Origin of the sequence: Sphaerospermopsis sp. LEGE 08334, assembly GCF_015207205.1 — a bacterium.
Lineage (GTDB): Bacteria > Cyanobacteriota > Cyanobacteriia > Cyanobacteriales > Nostocaceae > Sphaerospermopsis.
Genome location: NZ_JADEXH010000055.1, coordinates 1 through 20,678, shown reverse-complemented (window position 1 = coordinate 20,678; position 20,678 = coordinate 1). Strand labels below are relative to the sequence as shown.

Genomic DNA, 20,678 nt, shown 5'->3' with positions numbered 1-20,678 from the left:
AGCTCTGAAAAAAGATGAAAACAGACAAGCTATTTTACCGTATATTCCTAACTCAACCAGGTATCCTTGCCGAACTTATACCAGGAATCCCTCCAGACTGTGAGTTTGAATACTGCGCCCCTGTGATCAAAGAACAGGAATTTCGCCACGATGGGGTATTAACTCCCATAGGGGATGACCTCAACTTACCCATAGTATTTCTGGAAGCCCAAATGCAAACAGATAAGGGTTTTTATGGGCGCTATTTTGCCGAAGTTTACTTATATCTGAAACAATACAACATCAGCAGACCATGGCGGGGACTAATCATCATCAAATCCCGTGGTCATGAACTGGGGTCAGAAATACCTTATGGAGATTTACAGCAAAAAGTACAGAGACTTTACCTGGAAGACTTGCTGTCAGAGACAGACCTAAGTCCTAACCTGGGAATATTACAGTTAATTGTTCTTCCTCAAAAGCGGGTAGGTGAAGCAGCCCAAAAACTACTACAAAATGTAGAGAACAAGACGCAATTCACACAAAGACTAGACTTGATAGAGGCTATACTGGTAAGCAAATTCCCCCAAATCAGTCCAGAGGAAATATTAAAGATGTTAGACCTGAAAACAGCAGATATTACCCAGACAAGATTCTATCGGGATGTGTTTCAACTAGGAGCTAAGGAAGGTAAAGCCGAAGGTAGACAGGAAGGTGAAGCCCAGCTAATTATCCGTCTGTTGAAGCGTCGCTGTGGGGTATTGTCACCCAACCAAGAAGCTCAAATCCGTTCCTTAGACCTGAATCAACTGGAGTCCCTAGGGGAAGCCCTCCTAGACTTTACTACCATTGCTGACCTAGAAGCCTGGTTAAATGGTACACATCAGCAAAAATAGGAATATTACTGTTAAATACACTGCTGATGGTGCGATCGCCTTTAACACTACCCTGGGTGCGATATAGAAGTAATTTTACCAAAAATACAAACAACCCTAGCCACATTTAACCAGTGCCTAGAATCTCAGGTAAAGGTGAGATAACGGGCATATCTGGGGAAAATTGTCTCAGATGAAAAATTTGCCTCTAACATAGGCATATAGCTGAAATCTCATTCATTGATATGCTCAAACCTCTGCGCCTATTGACCCTAGCTGGTTGCTTGGGAATGTTCACTATAGCCAGTGCTATCCCCCTGCGTCTAGCCATAACACGTCAACAAAATCCCCAACCCCAAGCCATCTTGATGCTCAGTGGGGAAAGCAGCAGAGCCAAATTCACCCGAGAAATGGCTCAAAAATTCCCTGACCTTCCCATTTGGGTTTCCGTGGGCGAACCGGAAATCCGCAGCATCTTAGGTGACCTTCACAGCCAAAAATTACAGGGAGGAGATCGCATCCAGTACGACAACCGCGCTACAGATACAGTTACTAATTTTACCACAATGGTTGCACCTTTGCAACAAAATAATATTCGCCACGTCTATCTCGTCACCTCAGACTACCATATGCGACGCTCCCAGGCGATCGCCACTATTGTCTTTGGTAGTCAGGGAATCGCCTTTACTCCCATCCCCGTCCCCTCCCAAAGCTCTCGGCGAGAAGCTCGAACCCGCATCGCTAGGGACATAGGGCGCTCAGTCCTGTGGTTAGCTACCGGGCGCACCGGAGCTAGTTTCAAATCCCGCTTGCAATCTGCGACAGCAAATAGCAGATCATAACTTTGTCAAGTTACTCAGTCAATTTACTAAAAATATACCCCAAATATCCCCGACTTTTGGTAATGTACAGGTGTTCCGAAAAGTCGGGGATTTCATTATTAATACTTAGGGGTTGCTGAGAAAGTCTTTCCGTGAAGACAGGGAACTCTTAACAGGGAACAGGGAACAGTTTCAGCTATCTGTCATCCCCAAATTTTGGGATTTCTTGGTTTCAAAATGCACGGTTTTTCAGGTATACCCTTCAAAAGTCTTGCACTTTTTTCCTCTTTATCAAGCTCAAACCTTTGATTTATAAAGGGTTGCGCTTTATTCAGCAACCCCTACTTAGAGGATGTTTGTCAAGTCATTATTAGTGTATCAACTATTGTTTGACCCCACCCTAACCCTCCCCTTGTAAGGGGAGGGGACTGGATTTTATTGTTTTTTGTGTGTTCCCCAATCCTTCCCAATCCTTCCCAATCCTTCGGTATTCCCTGTTCCCTGTTCCCTAAGATAAAAATTACCTGTTTAATACTTTCCAAACAACCTCTTAGGTTCTATCAAATTTAATTTCAAAACTGTTTGATCACACTTTCCCATTCATAACTATACTATGCGAATAACATATTTTCTGCTTAGTCTTTTGAAAAAAACTGTTTTTATCAAAAATATTGCCCATTTTCTCCAAACTTCCTCAAGAACAAAAAAGCATCTGATTCTGTATTTAACTGACTCTCTACTATTTTTATTGGCAATTTATATTGCATTTTCCATATATTCCCACAGTTTATTTCCTGTGGATATACTGGGTAAATATCTCCCTTCTATTATTCCGCTGATTCCCGTAAAAATACTATTATTTTCCCTACTGGGAATGTACAAAAATGTACTGAAATACAGCGAGTTTGCCTTTTTATACACAGCCTTCCAATCAGTTATTCTGGGACAAGGAGGATTGATCATCCTGGATTTGATTTTCCGTGTCAATTTCCTACCCATTTCTGTTCAGATAGTAGATACTTTAGTCACACTAATTTTAATAGTTACAGTCAGACTCATAGCCCGATGGTTATTATATGGTTTGAGTTCCCCCCTGAGATTAAAACTCCAATCTCAAACTATTAGTAGTGTAGCAAATAGCAAACAATTCCTGCAACCAGTAATTATCTATGGAGCCGGACAAGCTGGATTTCAACTATCCCAAGCACTTGTTCTGGATAACAACTTTGAGATTATAGCCTTTGTGGACGACAATTCACAACTATGGAAACATACGATTAATGGCATTCAGGTTTATAGCCCTGAGAAGTTGGAATATCTCATTAACAAGTACCAGGTACATCTCGTACTCTTAGCAATTCCATCAGCAACGCCCAAAAGAAAGCAAGAAATTGTTGCGGAACTTAAAGCTCTAGATATAGAAGTCAAAACAGTACCCACCCTAGCAGAAATCATATCAGGTAAAGTCTCAATTGCTCAACTCCGGAAAATCAATATAGGTGATATTTTAGGACGAGAGGAAATTCTCCCAGATCCCAAGTTACTGCAAGTCAACATCACAAATAAATCTGTTTTAGTCACGGGAGCGGGTGGTTCTATTGGTTCAGAACTCTGTCGTCAAATTGCTCAACAACAACCCCGCCACCTAGTTCTATATGAATTAAATGAATTTGCATTATATAGCATTGAGATAGAGTTACGAGAAACCTATCCTAACTTGTATTGTTCTGCTTGTTTAGGCTCAGTAACTGATGCCCAACGTCTGAAACAGGTAATTACAGAATATAATATTGATACTTTATATCATGCTGCGGCTTACAAGCACGTTCCTTTAGTGGAAATGAACCCAGCCCAAGGGGTGATTAACAATATTTACGGTACACTAGTAGCTACGCGCACGGCCAATGAGTGTAAAGTTGAGACCTTTGTCTTAATTTCTACCGATAAGGCTGTACGACCCACCAGTGTGATGGGAACAACCAAACGAGTGGCTGAGTTGATTTTGCAAGCTTTATCAAAACAGCCAGACACCTACACCCGTTTGCTCATGGTCAGGTTTGGTAATGTGTTAAATAGCACAGGGTCAGTAGTACCCCGATTTCAACAACAGATTTTACAGCGACAACCGATTACTATTACCCATCCCGAAATTACTCGCTATTTTATGTCCATTCCCGAAGCAGCTCGCCTGGTCATTCAAGCTGGCGCTCTAGGGAAGGGGGGGGAGGTTTTTCTCTTGGATATGGGGGAACCGGTCAAAATTTACGATCTGGCTGTGCAAATGGTAGAACTCAGTGGTCTAGTTTTAGGGAAGGACATTGAGATTAAAATCACAGGTTTGCGTCCAGGAGAGAAGCTATATGAAGAGCTGTTGATTGAAGAAGAGAATGTTAAAAAAACTATACATCCGAAAATTTACTCAGCCCAGGAAGCAATGATACCTTGGACAAAGCTAGAGCCATATCTGTATCAGCTTTTCTTAGCCGCCCAAGAAGAAGACAAAGATACTCTCTTATCTCTGCTCAAAGTCATGGTTCCTGAATATTACTGTCCACAGTTATCATCGCCACTGCTGAACTTGTCCTAAGTTGACAATTTCATAGACAAAACTATACTTATATTGACAAAAATCAATATATTTTCCGGAAAATAAATATGCGGTTTCCAGAACCCTTGTAGATACTTTGCATGCAACGTCTCTACAACCATTACCGGAGATGTCTATTAGACATCTGGTGAAAATGAATGTAGGGACAATTTATGTAGGGACAATTCATGAATTGTCCCTAGAAAGGGTTTCAAATCACCCACATTCAATTACCGGAGAGATATAATGAAACATAGGAGTAATGAATCATGTATTAAATTGAAATACTATGAATATCAAAAAGTGGCACAGTTCAAAATTAGATGATATTATCCAAGAACGCCGTTACAAATTAGAACAAGAACGGCAGAATTTAATCCTCAACGCTATTAATCAGAAATTGGTTCAACGTTCTGAGAATTTAACCTCTGATAATCCAGTTTTATTAGAAATTATCGCTTACCAAATTCATAACTTATATGGTGCAACGGAAGATTTACTAAAAATAGTAGCTTCCTATTATGAAAATAATATTACAGATACTGCCCAGTGGCACAGTGCATTACTGAGAAGAATGAGCCAAAATATTCCTGAAGTTCGTCCTTTTTTAATTTCTGCGTCAACCTACGAGATTTTAAATAGTTTAACAGGATTTCGCCATTTCTTTCGTCATGCTTATGGGGTAGAAATAGAATATGAGCAACTCAAAATCAATTTATTTAAAGCATTAGCATTATTACCCAATCTTGAAAACGATATTGATATCTTCCTGGAAAAAATCAACTAGTCAACAGGAAGGGGACTAGGGAGTGAGTGGTAGAGATAAACTCAGCACTAAGCACAATGATTAAGCACAATTATGGCAAATACAAATAATGCAAATATTCATATAGAAAATATCAGTCAAACACTAGAACAAAGAAAAAAAGAAGCATTACAAACAGCCGCAAAATGTCGGCAAATTCTCCTAGAAAAGGGAGCAAAAGAAGTAATATTATTTGGTTCTTTATCAGGAGAAAGCCCTTGGCATTGGCAATCTGATTTAGATTTAGCAGTGAGAGGAATGTCGGAAAAGCAACAATGGGAGGCATATTCTCTTCTAGAAAAAATAGCACCTAATTGGTTAAAAATAGATTTGGTAGCATTAGAAGAACTGCCAGATTTTGTCCGTTCTCGGATTCTCAAAGAAAAACTCATGCCCACTAATAAATATTTAGCCTTAAAAACTCGCATTGAGGACGAGATGATAGCTTTAGAGCAAAATTTTCAAGCTTTAAAGCAATTAATGGCTCAAGCAGAAAGTATTCCAGAAATTGCTCTCACTCCAGCTTTATCCAGCTATATTTGTGATTTTTACACAGCTTGTGAGCGAATTAGCGAAAGAATTGCTGTCACCATAGATGGGGGAATGCCAAAAGCCGAAAATTGGCATGAACAACTATTGTTACAAATGGCAGAAATTGGTGGGGAAAATCGTCCTCCTGTATGGCAAGGTTCGCTATTATTACAATTAAATGATTATCGGAAATTTAGACATTTAGCACGTCATAATTATAATTTGCAATTGCGAAAAGAAAGAGTGTTAGAATTAGCCCAACAAACAGAAATAATTATCGTCAAAATCCAAGAGGCGATCGCACTTTTTAATCAATGGTTAGAATCTCAAGTAAAATAAATAAATATAGCATTTACCAAGCTAGTGAGGTAGAGAGTTTTTTATCTTAGAGGTTGTTTGAAAAGTATTAGATGAAACCGATAATCTCTAGAAACCTAACCCTCCTTCCCCCCTTCCCTACAAGGAAATGGGGGTTTCAAAGCCTCTCCCCGATGCGGGGAGAGGTTTGGAGAGGGGTTTATTTATACATTAAAAACTTTTCAAACATCCTCTTAGGGAATTGGCAATTGGGAATTGGGAACAGTAAATACAGCAGTTTTCGGTATTCTGAGGTACAGATGTTAATGATAAAACCCTTGTGGAACAGGCATCCTGCCTGTTAACCTTATTTATACAAATTAAATGCACAACAGCTTAGGAGTCCTATAGATAAGAATGTTGTTAATATTTGCTTGCATAACTAGCAACATAGGTTATTATATTAATTATATTTCTGGTAATTAGAGATACAAATTGATTCTAGCCAATTTAATCGCTCTGATCAGCTTAAAATTCGTACGTAAGTTGTTGTGCATCTAATTTATACAAGTCTAGCGGTCAAGATGCCCGCACCACAAAACTTAACTAGATTAGAGGATGTTTTAAAAGTCTCTCATGATGTATAAAATATTTTCAGATCCCCATAAATTCCCCTTTTCAAGGGGGAGTTTAAAGAATTTAGCCCGCCCTTTTTAAGGGGTTGGGGGATTAATCAGTGTCATTGATGACAATAAAAAACTTTTGAAACAAACTCTTAGGATTATAAAATTGGCTCTCCTAGAGTGCTTAGAATGCTACAAAAATACAAAAAAATACTTAACCCAAAAAATCATTTGATCTAAAATCCATGAACAATCATAATTCTAGCATAAACTCAACCTTGAATGAAAACAACAGAGTCATTATTGCACCTCAAACCTTACCTCCTCAGAATTTTTCATCATTTGAAATCGAGGAAGATGAGATAGACTTAAAAGACTTTTTTTCTGTTATCCAGCGGCGTGCATTAGCTATCATAGGGGTTGTCTCTGTGGTGATGTCTACTGTTATTTACTACACACTTACAGCAGAAACTATTTATGAAGGTAATTTTCAGCTTTTAGTTGAGCCTGTAAATAGTGATAGTAATTTATTAGGACAAGTACCTCTGCCAGAGTCTAGAGTGATTAATAACTCTGCCCTAGATTACGAAAGCCAAATTGAGGTGCTTATAAGCCAGGAACTGATGAAAGAAGTTTTGCCAAAGCTACAATCTTCCTATCCTGATCTCACCTATGATCTACTAATAAAAAATTTAAAGATTAGTCGTCTAGGTAAAACCAAAATTATAAAAATAAGCTATCGACATCAAGAACGTCAAAAAATTGACTTAGTATTAAAGACACTATCCGATTACTATTTGCAATACAGCTTAGAAAAACGAAAAACAAAACTAACACAGGGAGTCCAATTTGTAGATAAACAACTACCTACCATCAGAAATAGGGTAGCTCAATTGCAGAAACAACTACAAATATTCAGACAAAGGTATGATTTTATTGATCCAGAACATCAGTCCGAGCATGTGGCAGAACAACTTCAAAAATTAGCAGACGAAAGACTAAAAATTGAGCAAAACTTAGCCACTGCCAGAGCTACTTATGTGAGCTTATCAACCCCAGAAGGACAACAAGCAACATTAAATGCAGCCCCTATATATAGTCAATTAATAACTCAATTACGTCAATTAGAAGCCCAATTATCTGGAGAATTAGTACGGTTTCAACCAGATAGCCCGTCTATAAAAGTATTAGAAGAGAAAAGGCAGAATCTTTTGCCTCTGATAGAAGATGAACAAATGCGGTATGTAGGATTAAAATTAGCTGAAGCAACCAGTGTGCTTCAGAAGCTAGAGGTACAAAGCCAGGAACTAGCCAAAGTAGAGCAGCAAACCAAGCAAAGATTTAAGCAACTACCCATCTTAGCCAGACAATACACTGAAATTCAGCGGAACTTGCAAATAGCAAATGATAGCCTGAATCGGTTTTTAGAAGCCCGTGAAAACCTTGTGATTCAAGCAGCACAAACAGAACTACCCTGGGAATTAACACAAGCAGCAAATCAAAAGGAAGATCCTGTTTTACCAAGGATCCCTCTAAATTTGATTGTGGGATTATTTGGCAGTTTAGCAGCAGGTGTGGGTATTGCCTTCCTGCTGGAAAAACTCGACAATACCTTTCATGATGTCGACAGCCTGAAGGAGAAAATCAAACTACCTTTATTGGGAACTCTTCCTATAGACAAAAGCATCAAAGATTACCAATCTGCTTACAATAATCGCTCCACTTCCAAATCTGAATCAGGAAAATTTCCTCAAGTTGATTCTTGGTTGTCTAAACTTTTCTACCAGAGGAGCAAGAAAAGTTATTATGGCTATTATGGACAAGGTTTATTTTGGGAATCTTTACAGGTTCTTTACTCTAATATTCAGTTGCTCAATTCTGATCAACCAATTAGATCCTTAACTATTTCTTCCACGATGCCTGGAGATGGAAAGACTACAGTTGCATTCCATCTAGCTCAAATAGCAGCAGCCTTGGGCAAAAGAGTATTGCTGGTGGATGGTGATTTGCGCCGCCCTCAGATTCACAGAATATCGGGATTAAAAAATTTATTTGGTTTAACCAATGTCCTCACATCAAATATACCAGTTGAGCAGGTGATGCAACAGTTACCTGATATGAGTTCATTATCAGTGATTACCGCTGGCGATAAACCACCAGATCCTGTAAGATTGCTTTCATCGGATAAAATGAAGCAAGTGATGGAATATTTGCACGAAAATTTTGATTTAGTAATTTATGATGCTCCTCCCATGCTGAAAATAGTTGATGCCAGACTGATAGCTCCACAAACGGATGGTACGCTGCTGGTGGTGAGAATGGACAAAACCGACAAATCAGCAGTGATGCAACTTCAGGACAGTCTGAAAAACTTTCCTATTAATGTCTTAGGTGTGGTTGCTAACGGTGAAAATAATCAGCTTCATAATTATTACAGTGACTACTACTATAATACTGGTATAGAAGCTAGAAAATCTTAAAGGAGGCAGGAGTTGAAAGGCAGGAGGCTTTCTTAGTGGGGGATTTAAACCCACATCTAATCGTAGACCGCCAAATCACCAATTTAAAAATTTTCCTTCTGCCTCCGGGAGCATCCCAATTTTGAAAAAATAATTGCAGCAGCACCAAAAACTCTCGTTTAAATATCTTACCTTTGTGTTCTTTGCGCCCTTTGCGGTTCAATCATATCAAGGCTTGGAGCATTTGATTTCGTTAGATAAAAATAAATTTACACATTTGGGATGCTCCCCTCCCCTGCCCTCTGCCTCCCTTGATAGCGCAGCGTAGCGTTACCCATATGGCAGATAATCTTATTTATAATCTATTTTTACCTTGTCCGCCAAGTCTTGTTATTACACTAATGCAATATACTTACTATTATAAACGTAGTAACGAGCATTATTAGGTAAATACAAGTGTCTAATATCACCATTCAAAACTTTTTAGGGGTTGCTGAATAAAGAGTTTGACCTTGAAATCCTTAATCTTCAAGGAAAGACTTTCTCAGCAAACCCTACTTACCATTTTTCCCATACGAAATTTTTTCATCTAAAATCTCAAATCTCAAATTCCCGGTAAAGCAAAGCATCAGTTATCCTGTTCAAACCCATTAGAACAACAAATCTGGGGATCGCTTGCAATATTGTTCACAATTTGTTACAAAAGTATAAAGAACTTCTAGAGACCCAGAACCTAATGTTAGGCGGACTTACTGGTTTAACAGATCCCAAAGGCACAGATTGGGGAGAGCGAATGCTCAACACAGTCGCCAGCCAAACGATTCGCCACCTGTTTACCCAGAGCGAGTCAGTAGAAGTCTTTGTGCGCTGCTATCCCTCCAGCAAACTGTTGCAAGGCAGCATTGATAGCTTTAAAATGAGCGGTCGTGGCCTAGTAATTCGGAGAGACTTCGCTGTTGAAGAAATGTCTTTTGAAACCGATGCGGTTGCCATTGACTTTAGTTCGGTTTTGAGCGGCAAACTCAACCTTAAACAATCCACCCAAGCAGTAGCGCAAGTAATATTATCAGAAGCAGGTATTAATCAAGCTTTTGGTGCAGAATTGGTGAAAAAGCGACTACTCAATCTTTCTGAGCCAGCTTTAACAGCAATTTCAGGTGGTGAACCAGTTTCCTTTACCGACGTTCAAATACAGTTATTACCGGGAAATCGCTTACATCTTCTAGCTAAAGCTGACTTGAACAATGGAGAAGTCATACCCCTGAGTATGACATTAGGTATAGCTATTGAAAGACGGCGACGAGTTTCTTTTAAAGATCCAAAAATTGAACTAGAACAAGTACCAGAAGCACAGCGAGAAATTTCCCAAACTTTAAGCATGGCACTGGTAGAAATTTTAGATAATATGGTCGATTTAGACCGTTTTGACCTGGATGGTGTAAAAATGCGACTTAATCGTTTAGAAACAGAAGGTCAAAGATTGATTTTTAGTGGATATGCAGAAATAGAACGAATTCCTAAAAGTGGTTAATGGGGATTGGTGATTGGTGATTGGTGACAGGTGACAGTTTCAAGAGTTGGATAGGAACAATTTTTCCTTTGAGTAGGAATTAAATGCAAGGTTTTTAAGTTTCCACCCCGTAAAAGCTTGCACTTTTTTAACTTCCAGCAGGCTAAGACCCTTTACCTGTAATCTTTTCATAGTCCCCAATCATCAATCACCAGTACCCAATCACCAATCACCTACCTACACCAATATATTGGAAACCCGCTCTTACCATCGTTTCCGGGTCCAAGAAGTTACGACCGTCAATCATAACGGCGTGGTTCATTAATTTTGCCATTTTTGCATAGTCCAAAGTGCTAAACTGTTGCCATTCGGTAACGAGTACCAACGCATCACAACTATCAGCTAATCTTTCTGCGTCAGTCTCTACCAATACTCCCGAAAGACCATGACGCATACCTGTTTGGGAAATAATCGGGTCATAAGCTTTGACTTTAGCTCCTAATCGGTTGAGTTGCTCAATCAAGTTGAGTGCAGGAGCATCCCGTAAATCGTCTGTATCGGGTTTGAAGGTTAAACCGAGTAGTCCAACGGTTTTACCTTTGAGGATTTTCAAAGCTTGTTGTAATTTTTCCAAAGCAATCAAACGCTGACGTTCATTCACACTGACAGCAGCTTTCATGAGTTGCGCTTCATAACCATAATCATCAGCAGTGTGAATCAGCGCCGATACATCTTTGGGGAAGCAAGAACCACCCCAACCTATGCCCGCTTGCAAGAACTTGTTACCAATGCGGGAATCTAAACCGATACCTTTTGCGACTTGGGTGACATCAGCACCAACGCGATCGCAAATATTTGCCACTTCATTAATAAAACTAATTTTAGTTGCCAAAAAGGCATTTGCAGCATATTTAATCATTTCTGCTGAACTCAAGTCTGTCACCAGCACTGGTACAGGCGGTAAAGATTGATCGGCTGCAAACTTGCGTTCTACAATGGGGGCGTAAAGTTCCTTCATCATGGCGATCGCCTGTTGACTGTTCCCCCCCAAAACAATCCGATCCGGGTTAAAAGTGTCATAAACTGCTGAACCTTCCCGCAAAAACTCTGGATTACTCACAACATCAAAGTGAGGGGAAATTTCCGGTGGTTTTTCCTCAGCAGATGAAGCACCTGCGGCTACCAATGACTTCTGACGTTCAACAATACCATCTAAAACAATCATCCGTACCCAGTCACCAGAACCGATGGGTACTGTAGATTTATTCACAATTACCTTATAACCGCCATTGAGATTAGCTCCAATTCCACGAGCTACAGCTTCCACATAACGGGTATCACTTTCACCATTCGGTAATGGCGGAGTTCCCACAGCAATAAACAGAATTTCTCCGTGGGCAACTCCCGCCCCCAAATCCGACGAAAATTGAATATTTCCGCTATTAATAGCAGATTGCATAATTTCCGAAAGTCCAGGCTCAAAAATTGGCGACTGCCCAGATTTCATTAACTTTAGTTTCTCTTCGTTGTTATCTATGCAGATGACATCATGACCAATATAAGCTAAACAAACTCCTGTGACTAAACCCACATAACCAGTCCCGATTACACAAACACGCATTTTTTAAACTCCTCGTTTTTTTATTATCAGTCATTGGTTATTAGTCATGAGTTGTTGGTTAACAAATGACTAATGAGAACTGACTATAGACTAATCATTAGTTTTGATACGTTGACGGAAATCTTCTATTGTCAGTTTTAACCCTTCTTGTAAAGGAATGGTAGGTTCCCAATTTAATAAAGTTTGTGCCTTGGTAATATCAGGACGACGACGACGGGGATCGTCTGAAGGTAGGGGTTCAAACTTAATTTCTGCATCTGGGTTAACCATATTTTGTACTGTCTGTGCCAGTTCTAAAATGGTGTACTCATCAGGATTACCCAGATTTACAGGTCCGATGTAATCACCATTCATCAGCCTCATTAGACCTTCAACTAGATCAGATACATAGCAAAAGCTGCGAGTTTGTGAACCTTCACCGTACACAGTTAAAGGAATACCCTTTAATGCTTGCACAACCAAGTTACTGACTACCCGACCATCGTTTTCTAACATTCTTGGTCCATAGGTGTTGAATATTCGAGCTACACGAATATCAACTTTATTTTCTCGGTAGTAGTCAAATGCTAAAGTTTCCGCAATTCTTTTACCTTCGTCATAGCAGGAGCGGATGCCAATGGGATTAACACTACCACGATAATCTTCGGTTTGGGGATGCACTTCTGGATCACCGTAAACTTCACTGGTGGAGGCTAATAAAAATCTCGCTTTCACTCTTTTAGCCAACCCCAACATATTCAGGGTTCCCATCACATTAGTTTTGACGGTTTTAATGGGGTTGTACTGGTAATGCACCGGAGAAGCAGGACAAGCCAAATGATAGACTTGATCCACTTCTAAGCGAATTGGCTCAGTAATATCATGACGGATCATCTCAAAATAAGGGTTATTGAACCATTTGAGGAGATTGCGTTTATTTCCTGTATAGAAGTTATCCAAACATATAACTTCATGTCCATCAGCCATTAGTCGGTCTATCAGATGAGAACCAATAAACCCAGCACCGCCTGTCACTAAAATTCTCATAGTTTCCCAATTATTTTCTAGATATTTCCAGAGGTATTATCCTTATTTTTAGATTGCCCGGCTTCAGTATATCAATACATAGGGCTTGCTGAATAAATGTAAAACCCACATATATCAAGGGTTACAGGTGGTCAGTGAGCTTGTCGAACTGTTGATAAAGAGGAAAAAAGTGCAAGACTTTTGAAGGGTATACCTGAAAAACCGTGCATTTTGAAACCAAGAAATCCCAAAATGGGGGGATGACAGATAGCTAAAACTGTTCCCTGTTAAGAGTTCCCTGCCTCCACGAAAAGACTTTCTCAGCAACCCCTATATAGCAGAATGCTGATTAGGATTTTTGTATGAACGCTGTTTTGGATATAAGCTGTTGTGCATTTAATTTGTATAAATGAGACAGGCAAGACTTGTACTGAGCGCAGTCGAAGTATGCCTGTGCCACAAGAGTTCAGAAATTTATGATTATACAATTTAGCTGCATAACAGCTTATTTTTTGACAAAGCGAGTTTATGATGGCGTTGTGGTTCTCCCAGAATGATAATAGAGCAGGTAAGTTGCCTAGCTAATTCGGTTGTAACATCACTCATAGCTAACCCTCCAGGGATAGTACGATTACGGATAAAAGGCAATACCACTAAATCATACAATCTTGCAGCCTGTAAAATAGCTTGGGTAGGATTTTCATGAGTGAAAATTTGAATTTCTGGTGGATTTGGCACAGCTAAATTAGATACCCATTGGGATAAATGCTCTCTTCTGGCAGAAATTTGACTAGCACTGGTGCGGCGATCGCAAACATTGATAAGAGTAATCTGGCTTTGATTAGCATCTGCCAAGGTTTGAGCAAATTGTACAGGTGTGAGTGTTGGCGTAATTAAATTTTCTATCGGCACTAAAATACGCTGAATTTTTTTTGGTGATTCTACCAGACGTGCCACGGCCACTGGACAATGGGAAGCCCAAAGCACATTATCAATGACATTCCCCAATAAACGCGCCCGCAAACCAGTACGTTTACCCCAACCTATAATAATTAAATTCGCTTTTTGTTCACGAGCAGCCCTACATATTCCTGGAGCAAAAGCATCATCAATTCTCAGTAATGGTTCTGCTTGTGCGCCCAATAATTGACTTTGTGCAATGGCTTTAGCTAATAACGTTTCATTCCGTTGCCAAGCGGTATCTAACTGGGGTGCATCCATTTGAGATGTAGCATGAGCGATCGCTAATGGTAAAACTTTACCCTGGGATTGACAGGCTAATAAGGCCGCCATTTCCATCAAATACTTTTGCGTTTGGGGATTTTGGATAGGTACGATGATCGTAAAATTACCCTGTGATGATTGTGATTGCTGCTGAGACAAAGTAATTGGTGATACTTCTGCCAACGATGAACAGGTCAAATTCATAGCACAGCCAACAGCCATGAGACTCGTCAGCCAAGGTCCCAAAGTCGCTGTAATCAGCACCAAGATAATGGCAGTGTTTAATACCTCTCCTGACAGTAAACCAGACCTGTATCCCCCTACAGCCACCGCTAATGTTGTACCTGCCAAGGGAAGAGATAGTGACCAAATAGTTAGTGTTTCCTGCCAGCTATAGCGGTAAACCAACTTTGCCAACACAGATGCCATAAATTTGCCAACAATCAAACCCACTAAAATTAATAGTAATAACTTGATTGTGCTGTATCCAGCAAAAAAGGCAGGTAAATCAATTCTTAACCCCAAGTAAATAAAGAAAATAGGAATAAATAAAACACTGCCGATAAATATTAATTTTTCTTTAACTGGTCCTTCGCCTATAGCTTCATTAACGACTAAACCCGCCAGGAAAAAGCCCACAATTTTGTTTAAACCCATCAGTTGTGCAATGACAACTGCCAGAAATACAGACATCAACACACACAAAAACTTATTACCCTCTTCATCCCCAGAACGGCGGAAAAATTCTTGGCTCGCCCAATCAAAACCGACTAACACTATCATCAAGTATATTATTACCCCGCCTAATATAGTGATTAGTTTAGAAAAGCTGAATGCCCCACTATGAAAGCTGGCTATGGAAACAGTTAATATTAGCAGTGTGCCGATATCTTTAAAAATTGTGGCTCCCATTGTCATAGTCACAGCCTGATTATTTGTCAATCCCAAACGATTGATAATTGGATATGTCAAAAGGGAGTGAGAAGACAGTAAGCAGCCTATTAGTATGGAACTGTGCCAACCAAAATCCAAAAATCGTCCTCCTAATGTTCCTAGCATCAGGGGTAAAAGGAAACTAAAAGCACCAAATATTAAGGAACGACTTTGCTGTTGACGGAAAAGTGGGATATTAAATTCCAATCCGGTGATAAACATCAAGTAAACTAACCCAATGTCTGATAGCAAAGTCATCATTGGCAATTCAGGTTCAAATAAGCGCCAACCTGATGGACCTAGTACCACTCCAGAGCCAACCAAACCTACTAATGCTGGCAATCTTAGTCGCTCAAAGAGGATAGGTATAACAAGAATGACTAACAGTAAAATAGCCAAGGGAACAATAGGTTCTGGTCCTAGAACTTGAAAGGTTGGATCTAACGTCAGAACTTGTGACACAAGTGGCATCATGTAAAACAGTTATCAGTTATCAGTTATCAGTTATCAGTTATCAGTTATCAGTTATGAGCTATTAGGAGTTCAAAAATTTCCATGACTCAGGAGTTATATACTGAATACTGAATGTTGAATGTTGAATTTTTGTCGCTCCCTACTTATTCCCTATTCCCTATTCCCTATTCCCTATGGGTGAATTTGGCTCAAAATAAAGCGTAGACGATCATAATCATCTTTTAGCAGTACACTAAGATGGCGACCAGCTTTAATTAGCCATTCTCTGTCAGCTTTGCGTAATTGGTAAACTTCACGAATAGCAGATGCAGCTAAAGATTCTACTGGCGCACCATTAATCAAAAGTAAAGTCCTTAAAAAATCTAATTTTTCTGTGAACCTGACGATCGCTTCTGGTTGACACCGATAAACTGCTTGATGTATTTGGGGCGGACGTGGTGGGAGATACTGATACACTCCTTGGTTATAACTGAGATTTTGTGACTGCTGCTCAAATCCAACAATTGCCGCCCGAAATTCTGTTCTGAGCATAGCAAATATCTGGGGTTGTTCTTCGCGTAAAGTTTGTAAGGACAACCCCAACGCCCTAGCTCGGTGTACAGAATCTATGGGCATAGTTGTGGCATGATATACCACAGCATAGATTTGATTCCCAGACTCTTCATCTACAGCACAAACCCAACTACCAAAAGGAGGCATAACCGGAAAACTCAAGTCTTCTGGTTCTAGACATTGCGCCAAAAATTCGGTAGTTGTGGTTTCAATCACCTCCGCAATGTGGTGAGGATGGCGATCGCCTGTCGCAAACTGTGGTAAGGGTAGACGCATATTAGTTCTTAGTCATTAGTCCTTAGTCATTAGTCATTATTCTTTTACTAATGACTGATAACCACTGACTAATGACTAAACAATTATTTTCCTTTTTTCTTGGCGGTAGTCTCTACGAGTTCTAGTTCTGGTAAGCGGAAGGTAATAATTTTATCCCAGTTACCACCTTCAAACAGTACAGCTACTTTACCATCACTGACTCGTTGCACAAGTCCTTCATAGCGATAATATGTGTCTGCGGGATTCTTGATGCGAACAGTTGCTCCAGGCAGAATCATGTTTTTACCCTCAATTTATTCTCTGTTATTAGCTTAATATTAGTTGATGGTGATTGGTGATTGGGAAGAATAAACTCTTGCTTCTTGCCTTATTACTGTCACCTGTTCCCTGTTCCCTGTTCCCTGTTCCCTCTAATAAAATTTTTGACGTTGCCGGAAATTTGCTACAGATTCTACTAATCCTAGAGCAATAAAATTAGTGAGCATAGCAGAACGACCATAACTCATCCAAGGTAGGGGAATTCCGGCTACAGGTGCTAAACCAACCGTCATACCCACGTTAACAATGAGTTGAAAGATAATCATAGATAAAACACCAATAGCCAATAAAGAGCCAAAATTATCTTTAGCGTTTTTCGCAATGTGTAGGATGCGGAAGCAAATCAAACAAAAGACAAACAGCACTATTAAACAACCAATAAAACCAAATTCTTCACCAACAGCGGAGAAAATAAAATCCGTATGCTGCTCTGGGACAAAATTTAATTGAGTCATTGGACCTTTAAACAAACCCCATCCCCAAATTTCCCCAGCACCAATAGCAATACGAGATTGAATTAAGTGATAACCAGCACCAAGAGGGTCATGTTCAGGATTAATAAATACACTTAACCTATCTTTTTGATATTCTTTTAATACATGATTCCAAGCGAAAACGCCTAATTCTCCCCCCAGCATATTGAGACTAAAAGAGGCGATCGCATTAATTTTGAATTTACGCCAAGGTAAAGTTTGCCACCCAAGAATACCCATAGCACCCGCCCAGAAAACACCCAAAGGACTAAAAGTGAGTTCTTTGATTAAAACTATTGGTTCTGATAAAGGCCAGGATATACTGAAGAGGATAGCAGACACCACAGGGGAAATCATCAGGATCAACCAACCAGGGTTAGCATTTGCCCAATACAGCATTCCCAAAACTATCGATGCAAACACTAGAGAAGTAGCCAAATCAGGTTGTAAAAATATTAATCCCCAAGGAACAGCCGCAATTGCCAAGACACGGAAAATACTCTCCAGGGTGGAAGCAGTACGCCTGTGTAATAAAGCAGCGAGGGTGATAATTACGCCTATTTTGGCAAATTCTGATGGTTGCACATTAAACCCACCAATACTAATCCATCGCTGTGCGCCTTTGGCACTTGTACCAGCCACCATGACTACAATTAAGCTGAAGTTAGTCAGAGCGTAAGTGATCCAGTGCCACTGAATCAGGTTTTCATAGCGGCAACGAGCCAAAAATAGAGCGATGATGGAGCCAATACCAGCTACAAGCCAGTGCCACCACCAATCAGTAACGGGCTGATTGAGTTCTGTACTGAGAATCATCAAGCCGCCAAACATACTGGCAGCAACAACTAGACAAAATAATAGCCAATCTATTTGCTGCCAAGGCTTAACCCAATATTGCCAGCGGACTTTAGGTAGCGAACGTTTTAACAACATTGTGCGAATAACGACTTGAGTTTTAAACGGGGATTGGTAATTGGTAATTGGTAATTGGTGATTGGGAAAACTACTACCCATTACCCATTACCCATTACCCATTACCAATCTTATGTCAGAGCAGCAACTGAAACTTTACCTGCTATAGCCAGAGCGATCGCTTTTAGGGCTTTAGCTGAAGCTGAATCTGGATCAGAAACCACTATGGGTATACCACTATCTCCACCAATTCTGGTAGAAATTTCCAAAGGTACACAGCCCAAAAGTGGTACATCTAATTCTGCGGCAGTTTTTGAACCTCCACCAGACCCAAAAATGTCATATTGTTTATCTGGTTGATCGGGAGGAATAAAATAACTCATGTTCTCCACAATCCCTAATACTGGTACATTCATTTGCTGGAACATCCGCAAACCCTTGCGAGAATCCAGTAATGCCACATTTTGAGGTGTAGTCACAATCACTGCTCCTGCCATTGGTACTGATTGGGTTAAAGTCAACTGAGCATCTCCAGTTCCCGGAGGCATATCAACAATTAAATAATCAATTTCTCCCCATTGCACCTGATAAAGAAACTGACGAATTACGCCATTGAGCATGGGACCACGCCAAATAACTGGTTGATCGCGGTCAATCAAAAAGCCCATTGATACTAATTTGACCCCATGATTAAACGCAGGTTCGAGAATTTCCCCTGTTTCTGTGGAGCGCACAGTAATTTCCGCATCAGCTAAACCCAACATGGTGGGGTCATTAGGTCCGTAAATATCAGCATCTAGCAAACCAACTTTCGCCCCTGTTTGTGCCAGAGCAACAGCAATATTTACGGCAACTGTGCTTTTACCAACACCACCTTTACCGCTAGAAACCGCAATAATATTTTTCACCCCAGCCACACCAGTGCGATCCGGTAGGCTTTTTTGTTGGGGTGTTTCTGCTGTTACTTCTACACTGATATCTGTTACACCAGGCAGTTTTTGTACAGCTTTTTTACAATCTTCAACAATAAATTCTCGTAAAGGACAGGCGGGAGTAGTCAACACCAAAGTAAAGCTAACCTTGCCACCGTCAATTTTGACGTTGCGAATCATATTCAGTTCTACCAGACTTTTGCGAAGTTCTGGATCTTCCACTGGTCGCAACACTTCTAGGACTGACTGGGAATTGAGGACATCATACATAGCGTTTGTACCGTTGCCGCCTTAATAAAGCTTAAAAAATTTTCATTCTCTACTACTTGAATCTTAACTTTCTTGGGACATCCGATTTTGGATTTTGGATTTTGGATTTTGGAGATCGGTAAATTCTTAGCTGTCACCTAACCACTGACCTAAAAATCAAAACAACTGTCATCCAGAGATTTTTTCTTGCCTGATACTGCTTGCAGTGCTGCATTTTCTACAGATTCTACTAAAGACCTTGCTACTCGATCTACATAAGGACGGGAAAATGACCAAATTAGAGGTGATAACCAGCCGCGTAGGGTTACAGAATAAGACAAATAACTACCACAAACCGTTGACTCTACTTGGTATGTGATCCGTTCCTCAATCCCAGGAATTGCCAAAACGCGGATACTTAACATCTGTTTGGGATTTACCCGTTCTACAAAAATCTGGATGGGAACTGGCCAAAAGCGTGTTACTGCTTGGAAAATTAATCCGGGCTTGGGTACTAATCCTAATGGTACGTTGGTGCTTTTGAGGAGTGGATGCCAGGAAACATCTGTTAAGTCAGCCACCTTTAACCAAAGTTCATCTACAGAAGCAGAACTGATCTCTCGATAAGTCCGCACCAGAGAAGCGCAAAATCGACGACGTTTGCGGTGGATGAATTTGGATAACCAACCTTGCACTGTCCTAATCCTCCTGGCTACAATCTGTCTGGTGACTCTGGCATCTGGGTAAATTGGAGTCAAGCTATCTACTGCTATATAAAACCTAGACAAAGCTAGACTTTACTTTCTACTTCAACGGGAGCATGGGAGCAGTTATCCCTCGGTAGACTTTCACGCTTTAGCCAAACGCGATAAATTAATTGCAGCATTCAGATCCCTATCCATCTCAAAACCACAGTTCTCACAGCGATAAATTCTTTCAGACAAGGAAAGACTATCTTTTTTATGCCCACAGTGAGAACAGGTTTTACTTGATGGATAAAATCTATCAGCAATTATAATTTCACAGCCAAATTTTTTAGCTTTATAATCTAGCTGACGCTTAAACTCATAAAATCCACAATCGGCTACTGCTTGTGCTAATTTATGGTTTGATAGCATCCCTGAGACGTTTAAATCTTCTACTACTATCTTGGCGTGGTTTTTGCATAAGTAAGTAGTAAGTTTATGAAGAGTATCTTTTCTCAGGTTTGCTATTCTTGCAT

Annotated in this window: 16 protein-coding genes; 7 read left to right on the top strand and 9 right to left on the bottom strand. The window is 40.0% G+C overall.

Annotated elements, in window-relative coordinates; translation table 11 throughout:
- Window positions 1-14 precede the first annotated feature (14 nt).
- The 7 genes from IQ237_RS22890 (at window position 15) to IQ237_RS22860 (ending at window position 10,508) form a co-directional block, all read left to right on the top strand.
- A complete protein-coding gene (locus IQ237_RS22890; protein WP_194059301.1) occupies window positions 15-875 on the top strand; it encodes a DUF2887 domain-containing protein in 861 nt (286 codons plus the stop codon).
- 224 nt (window positions 876-1,099) lie between these two features.
- Window positions 1,100-1,696: a YdcF family protein gene (locus IQ237_RS22885; protein WP_194059299.1), complete on the top strand. Its 597-nt coding sequence runs from the start codon at window positions 1,100-1,102 to the stop codon at window positions 1,694-1,696.
- A gap of 622 nt (window positions 1,697-2,318) precedes the next feature.
- Window positions 2,319-4,262, top strand: coding sequence for a nucleoside-diphosphate sugar epimerase/dehydratase (locus IQ237_RS22880; RefSeq protein WP_228020634.1), 1,944 nt, complete (start codon window positions 2,319-2,321; stop codon window positions 4,260-4,262).
- A gap of 289 nt (window positions 4,263-4,551) precedes the next feature.
- Window positions 4,552-5,049 carry a hypothetical protein gene (locus IQ237_RS22875; protein ID WP_228020633.1) on the top strand — a complete coding sequence of 166 codons (498 nt, stop codon included), beginning with the start codon at window positions 4,552-4,554 and terminating at the stop codon, window positions 5,047-5,049.
- Window positions 5,050-5,121: 72 nt separating this feature from the next.
- Complete coding sequence (locus IQ237_RS22870) at window positions 5,122-5,937, top strand: nucleotidyltransferase family protein (protein WP_194059296.1); 816 nt, start codon at window positions 5,122-5,124, stop codon at window positions 5,935-5,937.
- Window positions 5,938-6,763: 826 nt separating this feature from the next.
- Window positions 6,764-8,998, top strand: a complete 2,235-nt coding sequence (locus IQ237_RS22865) for a polysaccharide biosynthesis tyrosine autokinase (RefSeq protein ID WP_194059295.1) — start codon at window positions 6,764-6,766, stop codon at window positions 8,996-8,998.
- Between the two features lie 715 nt (window positions 8,999-9,713).
- Complete coding sequence (locus tag IQ237_RS22860) at window positions 9,714-10,508, top strand: DUF2993 domain-containing protein (RefSeq protein ID WP_194059294.1); 795 nt, start codon at window positions 9,714-9,716, stop codon at window positions 10,506-10,508.
- Window positions 10,509-10,716: 208 nt separating this feature from the next.
- Here the strand turns inward: IQ237_RS22860 and IQ237_RS22855 are convergent, their stop codons facing one another.
- From IQ237_RS22855 to IQ237_RS22815, 9 genes are all read right to left on the bottom strand, one after another.
- Window positions 10,717-12,108, bottom strand: a complete 1,392-nt coding sequence (locus IQ237_RS22855; protein WP_194059293.1) for a UDP-glucose/GDP-mannose dehydrogenase family protein — start codon at window positions 12,106-12,108, stop codon at window positions 10,717-10,719.
- Between the two features lie 90 nt (window positions 12,109-12,198).
- Window positions 12,199-13,134, bottom strand: coding sequence for a UDP-glucuronic acid decarboxylase family protein (locus tag IQ237_RS22850; protein ID WP_194059292.1), 936 nt, complete (start codon window positions 13,132-13,134; stop codon window positions 12,199-12,201).
- A gap of 468 nt (window positions 13,135-13,602) precedes the next feature.
- A complete protein-coding gene (locus IQ237_RS22845; RefSeq protein ID WP_194059291.1) occupies window positions 13,603-15,741 on the bottom strand; it encodes a cation:proton antiporter in 2,139 nt (712 codons plus the stop codon).
- Between the two features lie 174 nt (window positions 15,742-15,915).
- Complete coding sequence (locus tag IQ237_RS22840) at window positions 15,916-16,572, bottom strand: HAS-barrel domain-containing protein (RefSeq protein ID WP_194059290.1); 657 nt, start codon at window positions 16,570-16,572, stop codon at window positions 15,916-15,918.
- 83 nt (window positions 16,573-16,655) lie between these two features.
- Window positions 16,656-16,850 (bottom strand): NAD(P)H dehydrogenase subunit NdhS, encoded by a 195-nt coding sequence (locus IQ237_RS22835; RefSeq protein ID WP_193942220.1) that lies wholly within the window; start codon window positions 16,848-16,850, stop codon window positions 16,656-16,658.
- Window positions 16,851-16,982: 132 nt separating this feature from the next.
- Window positions 16,983-18,296: a rod shape-determining protein RodA gene (rodA, locus tag IQ237_RS22830; protein ID WP_194059319.1), complete on the bottom strand. Its 1,314-nt coding sequence runs from the start codon at window positions 18,294-18,296 to the stop codon at window positions 16,983-16,985.
- 110 nt (window positions 18,297-18,406) lie between these two features.
- Window positions 18,407-19,477, bottom strand: coding sequence for an Mrp/NBP35 family ATP-binding protein (locus tag IQ237_RS22825; protein WP_194059288.1), 1,071 nt, complete (start codon window positions 19,475-19,477; stop codon window positions 18,407-18,409).
- Window positions 19,478-19,626: 149 nt separating this feature from the next.
- Window positions 19,627-20,151: an SRPBCC family protein gene (locus IQ237_RS22820; RefSeq protein ID WP_194059318.1), complete on the bottom strand. Its 525-nt coding sequence runs from the start codon at window positions 20,149-20,151 to the stop codon at window positions 19,627-19,629.
- Window positions 20,152-20,304: 153 nt separating this feature from the next.
- A partial coding sequence (locus tag IQ237_RS22815; RefSeq protein ID WP_194059286.1) for an RNA-guided endonuclease TnpB family protein occupies window positions 20,305-20,678 on the bottom strand: 374 nt, incomplete at its 5' end.

What these genes read in the sequence shown, in the direction of transcription:
- IQ237_RS22890 (WP_194059301.1), top strand. Translation starts at nt 15, where the DNA reads ATGAAAACAGACAAGCTATTTTACCGTATATTCCTAACTCAACCAGGT.
- IQ237_RS22885 (WP_194059299.1), top strand. Translation starts at nt 1,100, where the DNA reads ATGCTCAAACCTCTGCGCCTATTGACCCTAGCTGGTTGCTTGGGAATG.
- IQ237_RS22875 (WP_228020633.1), top strand. Translation starts at nt 4,552, where the DNA reads ATGAATATCAAAAAGTGGCACAGTTCAAAATTAGATGATATTATCCAA.
- IQ237_RS22870 (WP_194059296.1), top strand. Translation starts at nt 5,122, where the DNA reads ATGGCAAATACAAATAATGCAAATATTCATATAGAAAATATCAGTCAA.
- IQ237_RS22865 (WP_194059295.1), top strand. Translation starts at nt 6,764, where the DNA reads ATGAACAATCATAATTCTAGCATAAACTCAACCTTGAATGAAAACAAC.
- IQ237_RS22860 (WP_194059294.1), top strand. Translation starts at nt 9,714, where the DNA reads ATGTTAGGCGGACTTACTGGTTTAACAGATCCCAAAGGCACAGATTGG.
- IQ237_RS22855 (WP_194059293.1), bottom strand. Translation starts at nt 12,108, where the DNA reads ATGCGTGTTTGTGTAATCGGGACTGGTTATGTGGGTTTAGTCACAGGA.
- IQ237_RS22850 (WP_194059292.1), bottom strand. Translation starts at nt 13,134, where the DNA reads ATGAGAATTTTAGTGACAGGCGGTGCTGGGTTTATTGGTTCTCATCTG.
- IQ237_RS22845 (WP_194059291.1), bottom strand. Translation starts at nt 15,741, where the DNA reads ATGCCACTTGTGTCACAAGTTCTGACGTTAGATCCAACCTTTCAAGTT.
- IQ237_RS22840 (WP_194059290.1), bottom strand. Translation starts at nt 16,572, where the DNA reads ATGCGTCTACCCTTACCACAGTTTGCGACAGGCGATCGCCATCCTCAC.
- IQ237_RS22835 (WP_193942220.1), bottom strand. Translation starts at nt 16,850, where the DNA reads ATGATTCTGCCTGGAGCAACTGTTCGCATCAAGAATCCCGCAGACACA.
- rodA (WP_194059319.1), bottom strand. Translation starts at nt 18,296, where the DNA reads ATGTTGTTAAAACGTTCGCTACCTAAAGTCCGCTGGCAATATTGGGTT.
- IQ237_RS22825 (WP_194059288.1), bottom strand. Translation starts at nt 19,477, where the DNA reads ATGTATGATGTCCTCAATTCCCAGTCAGTCCTAGAAGTGTTGCGACCA.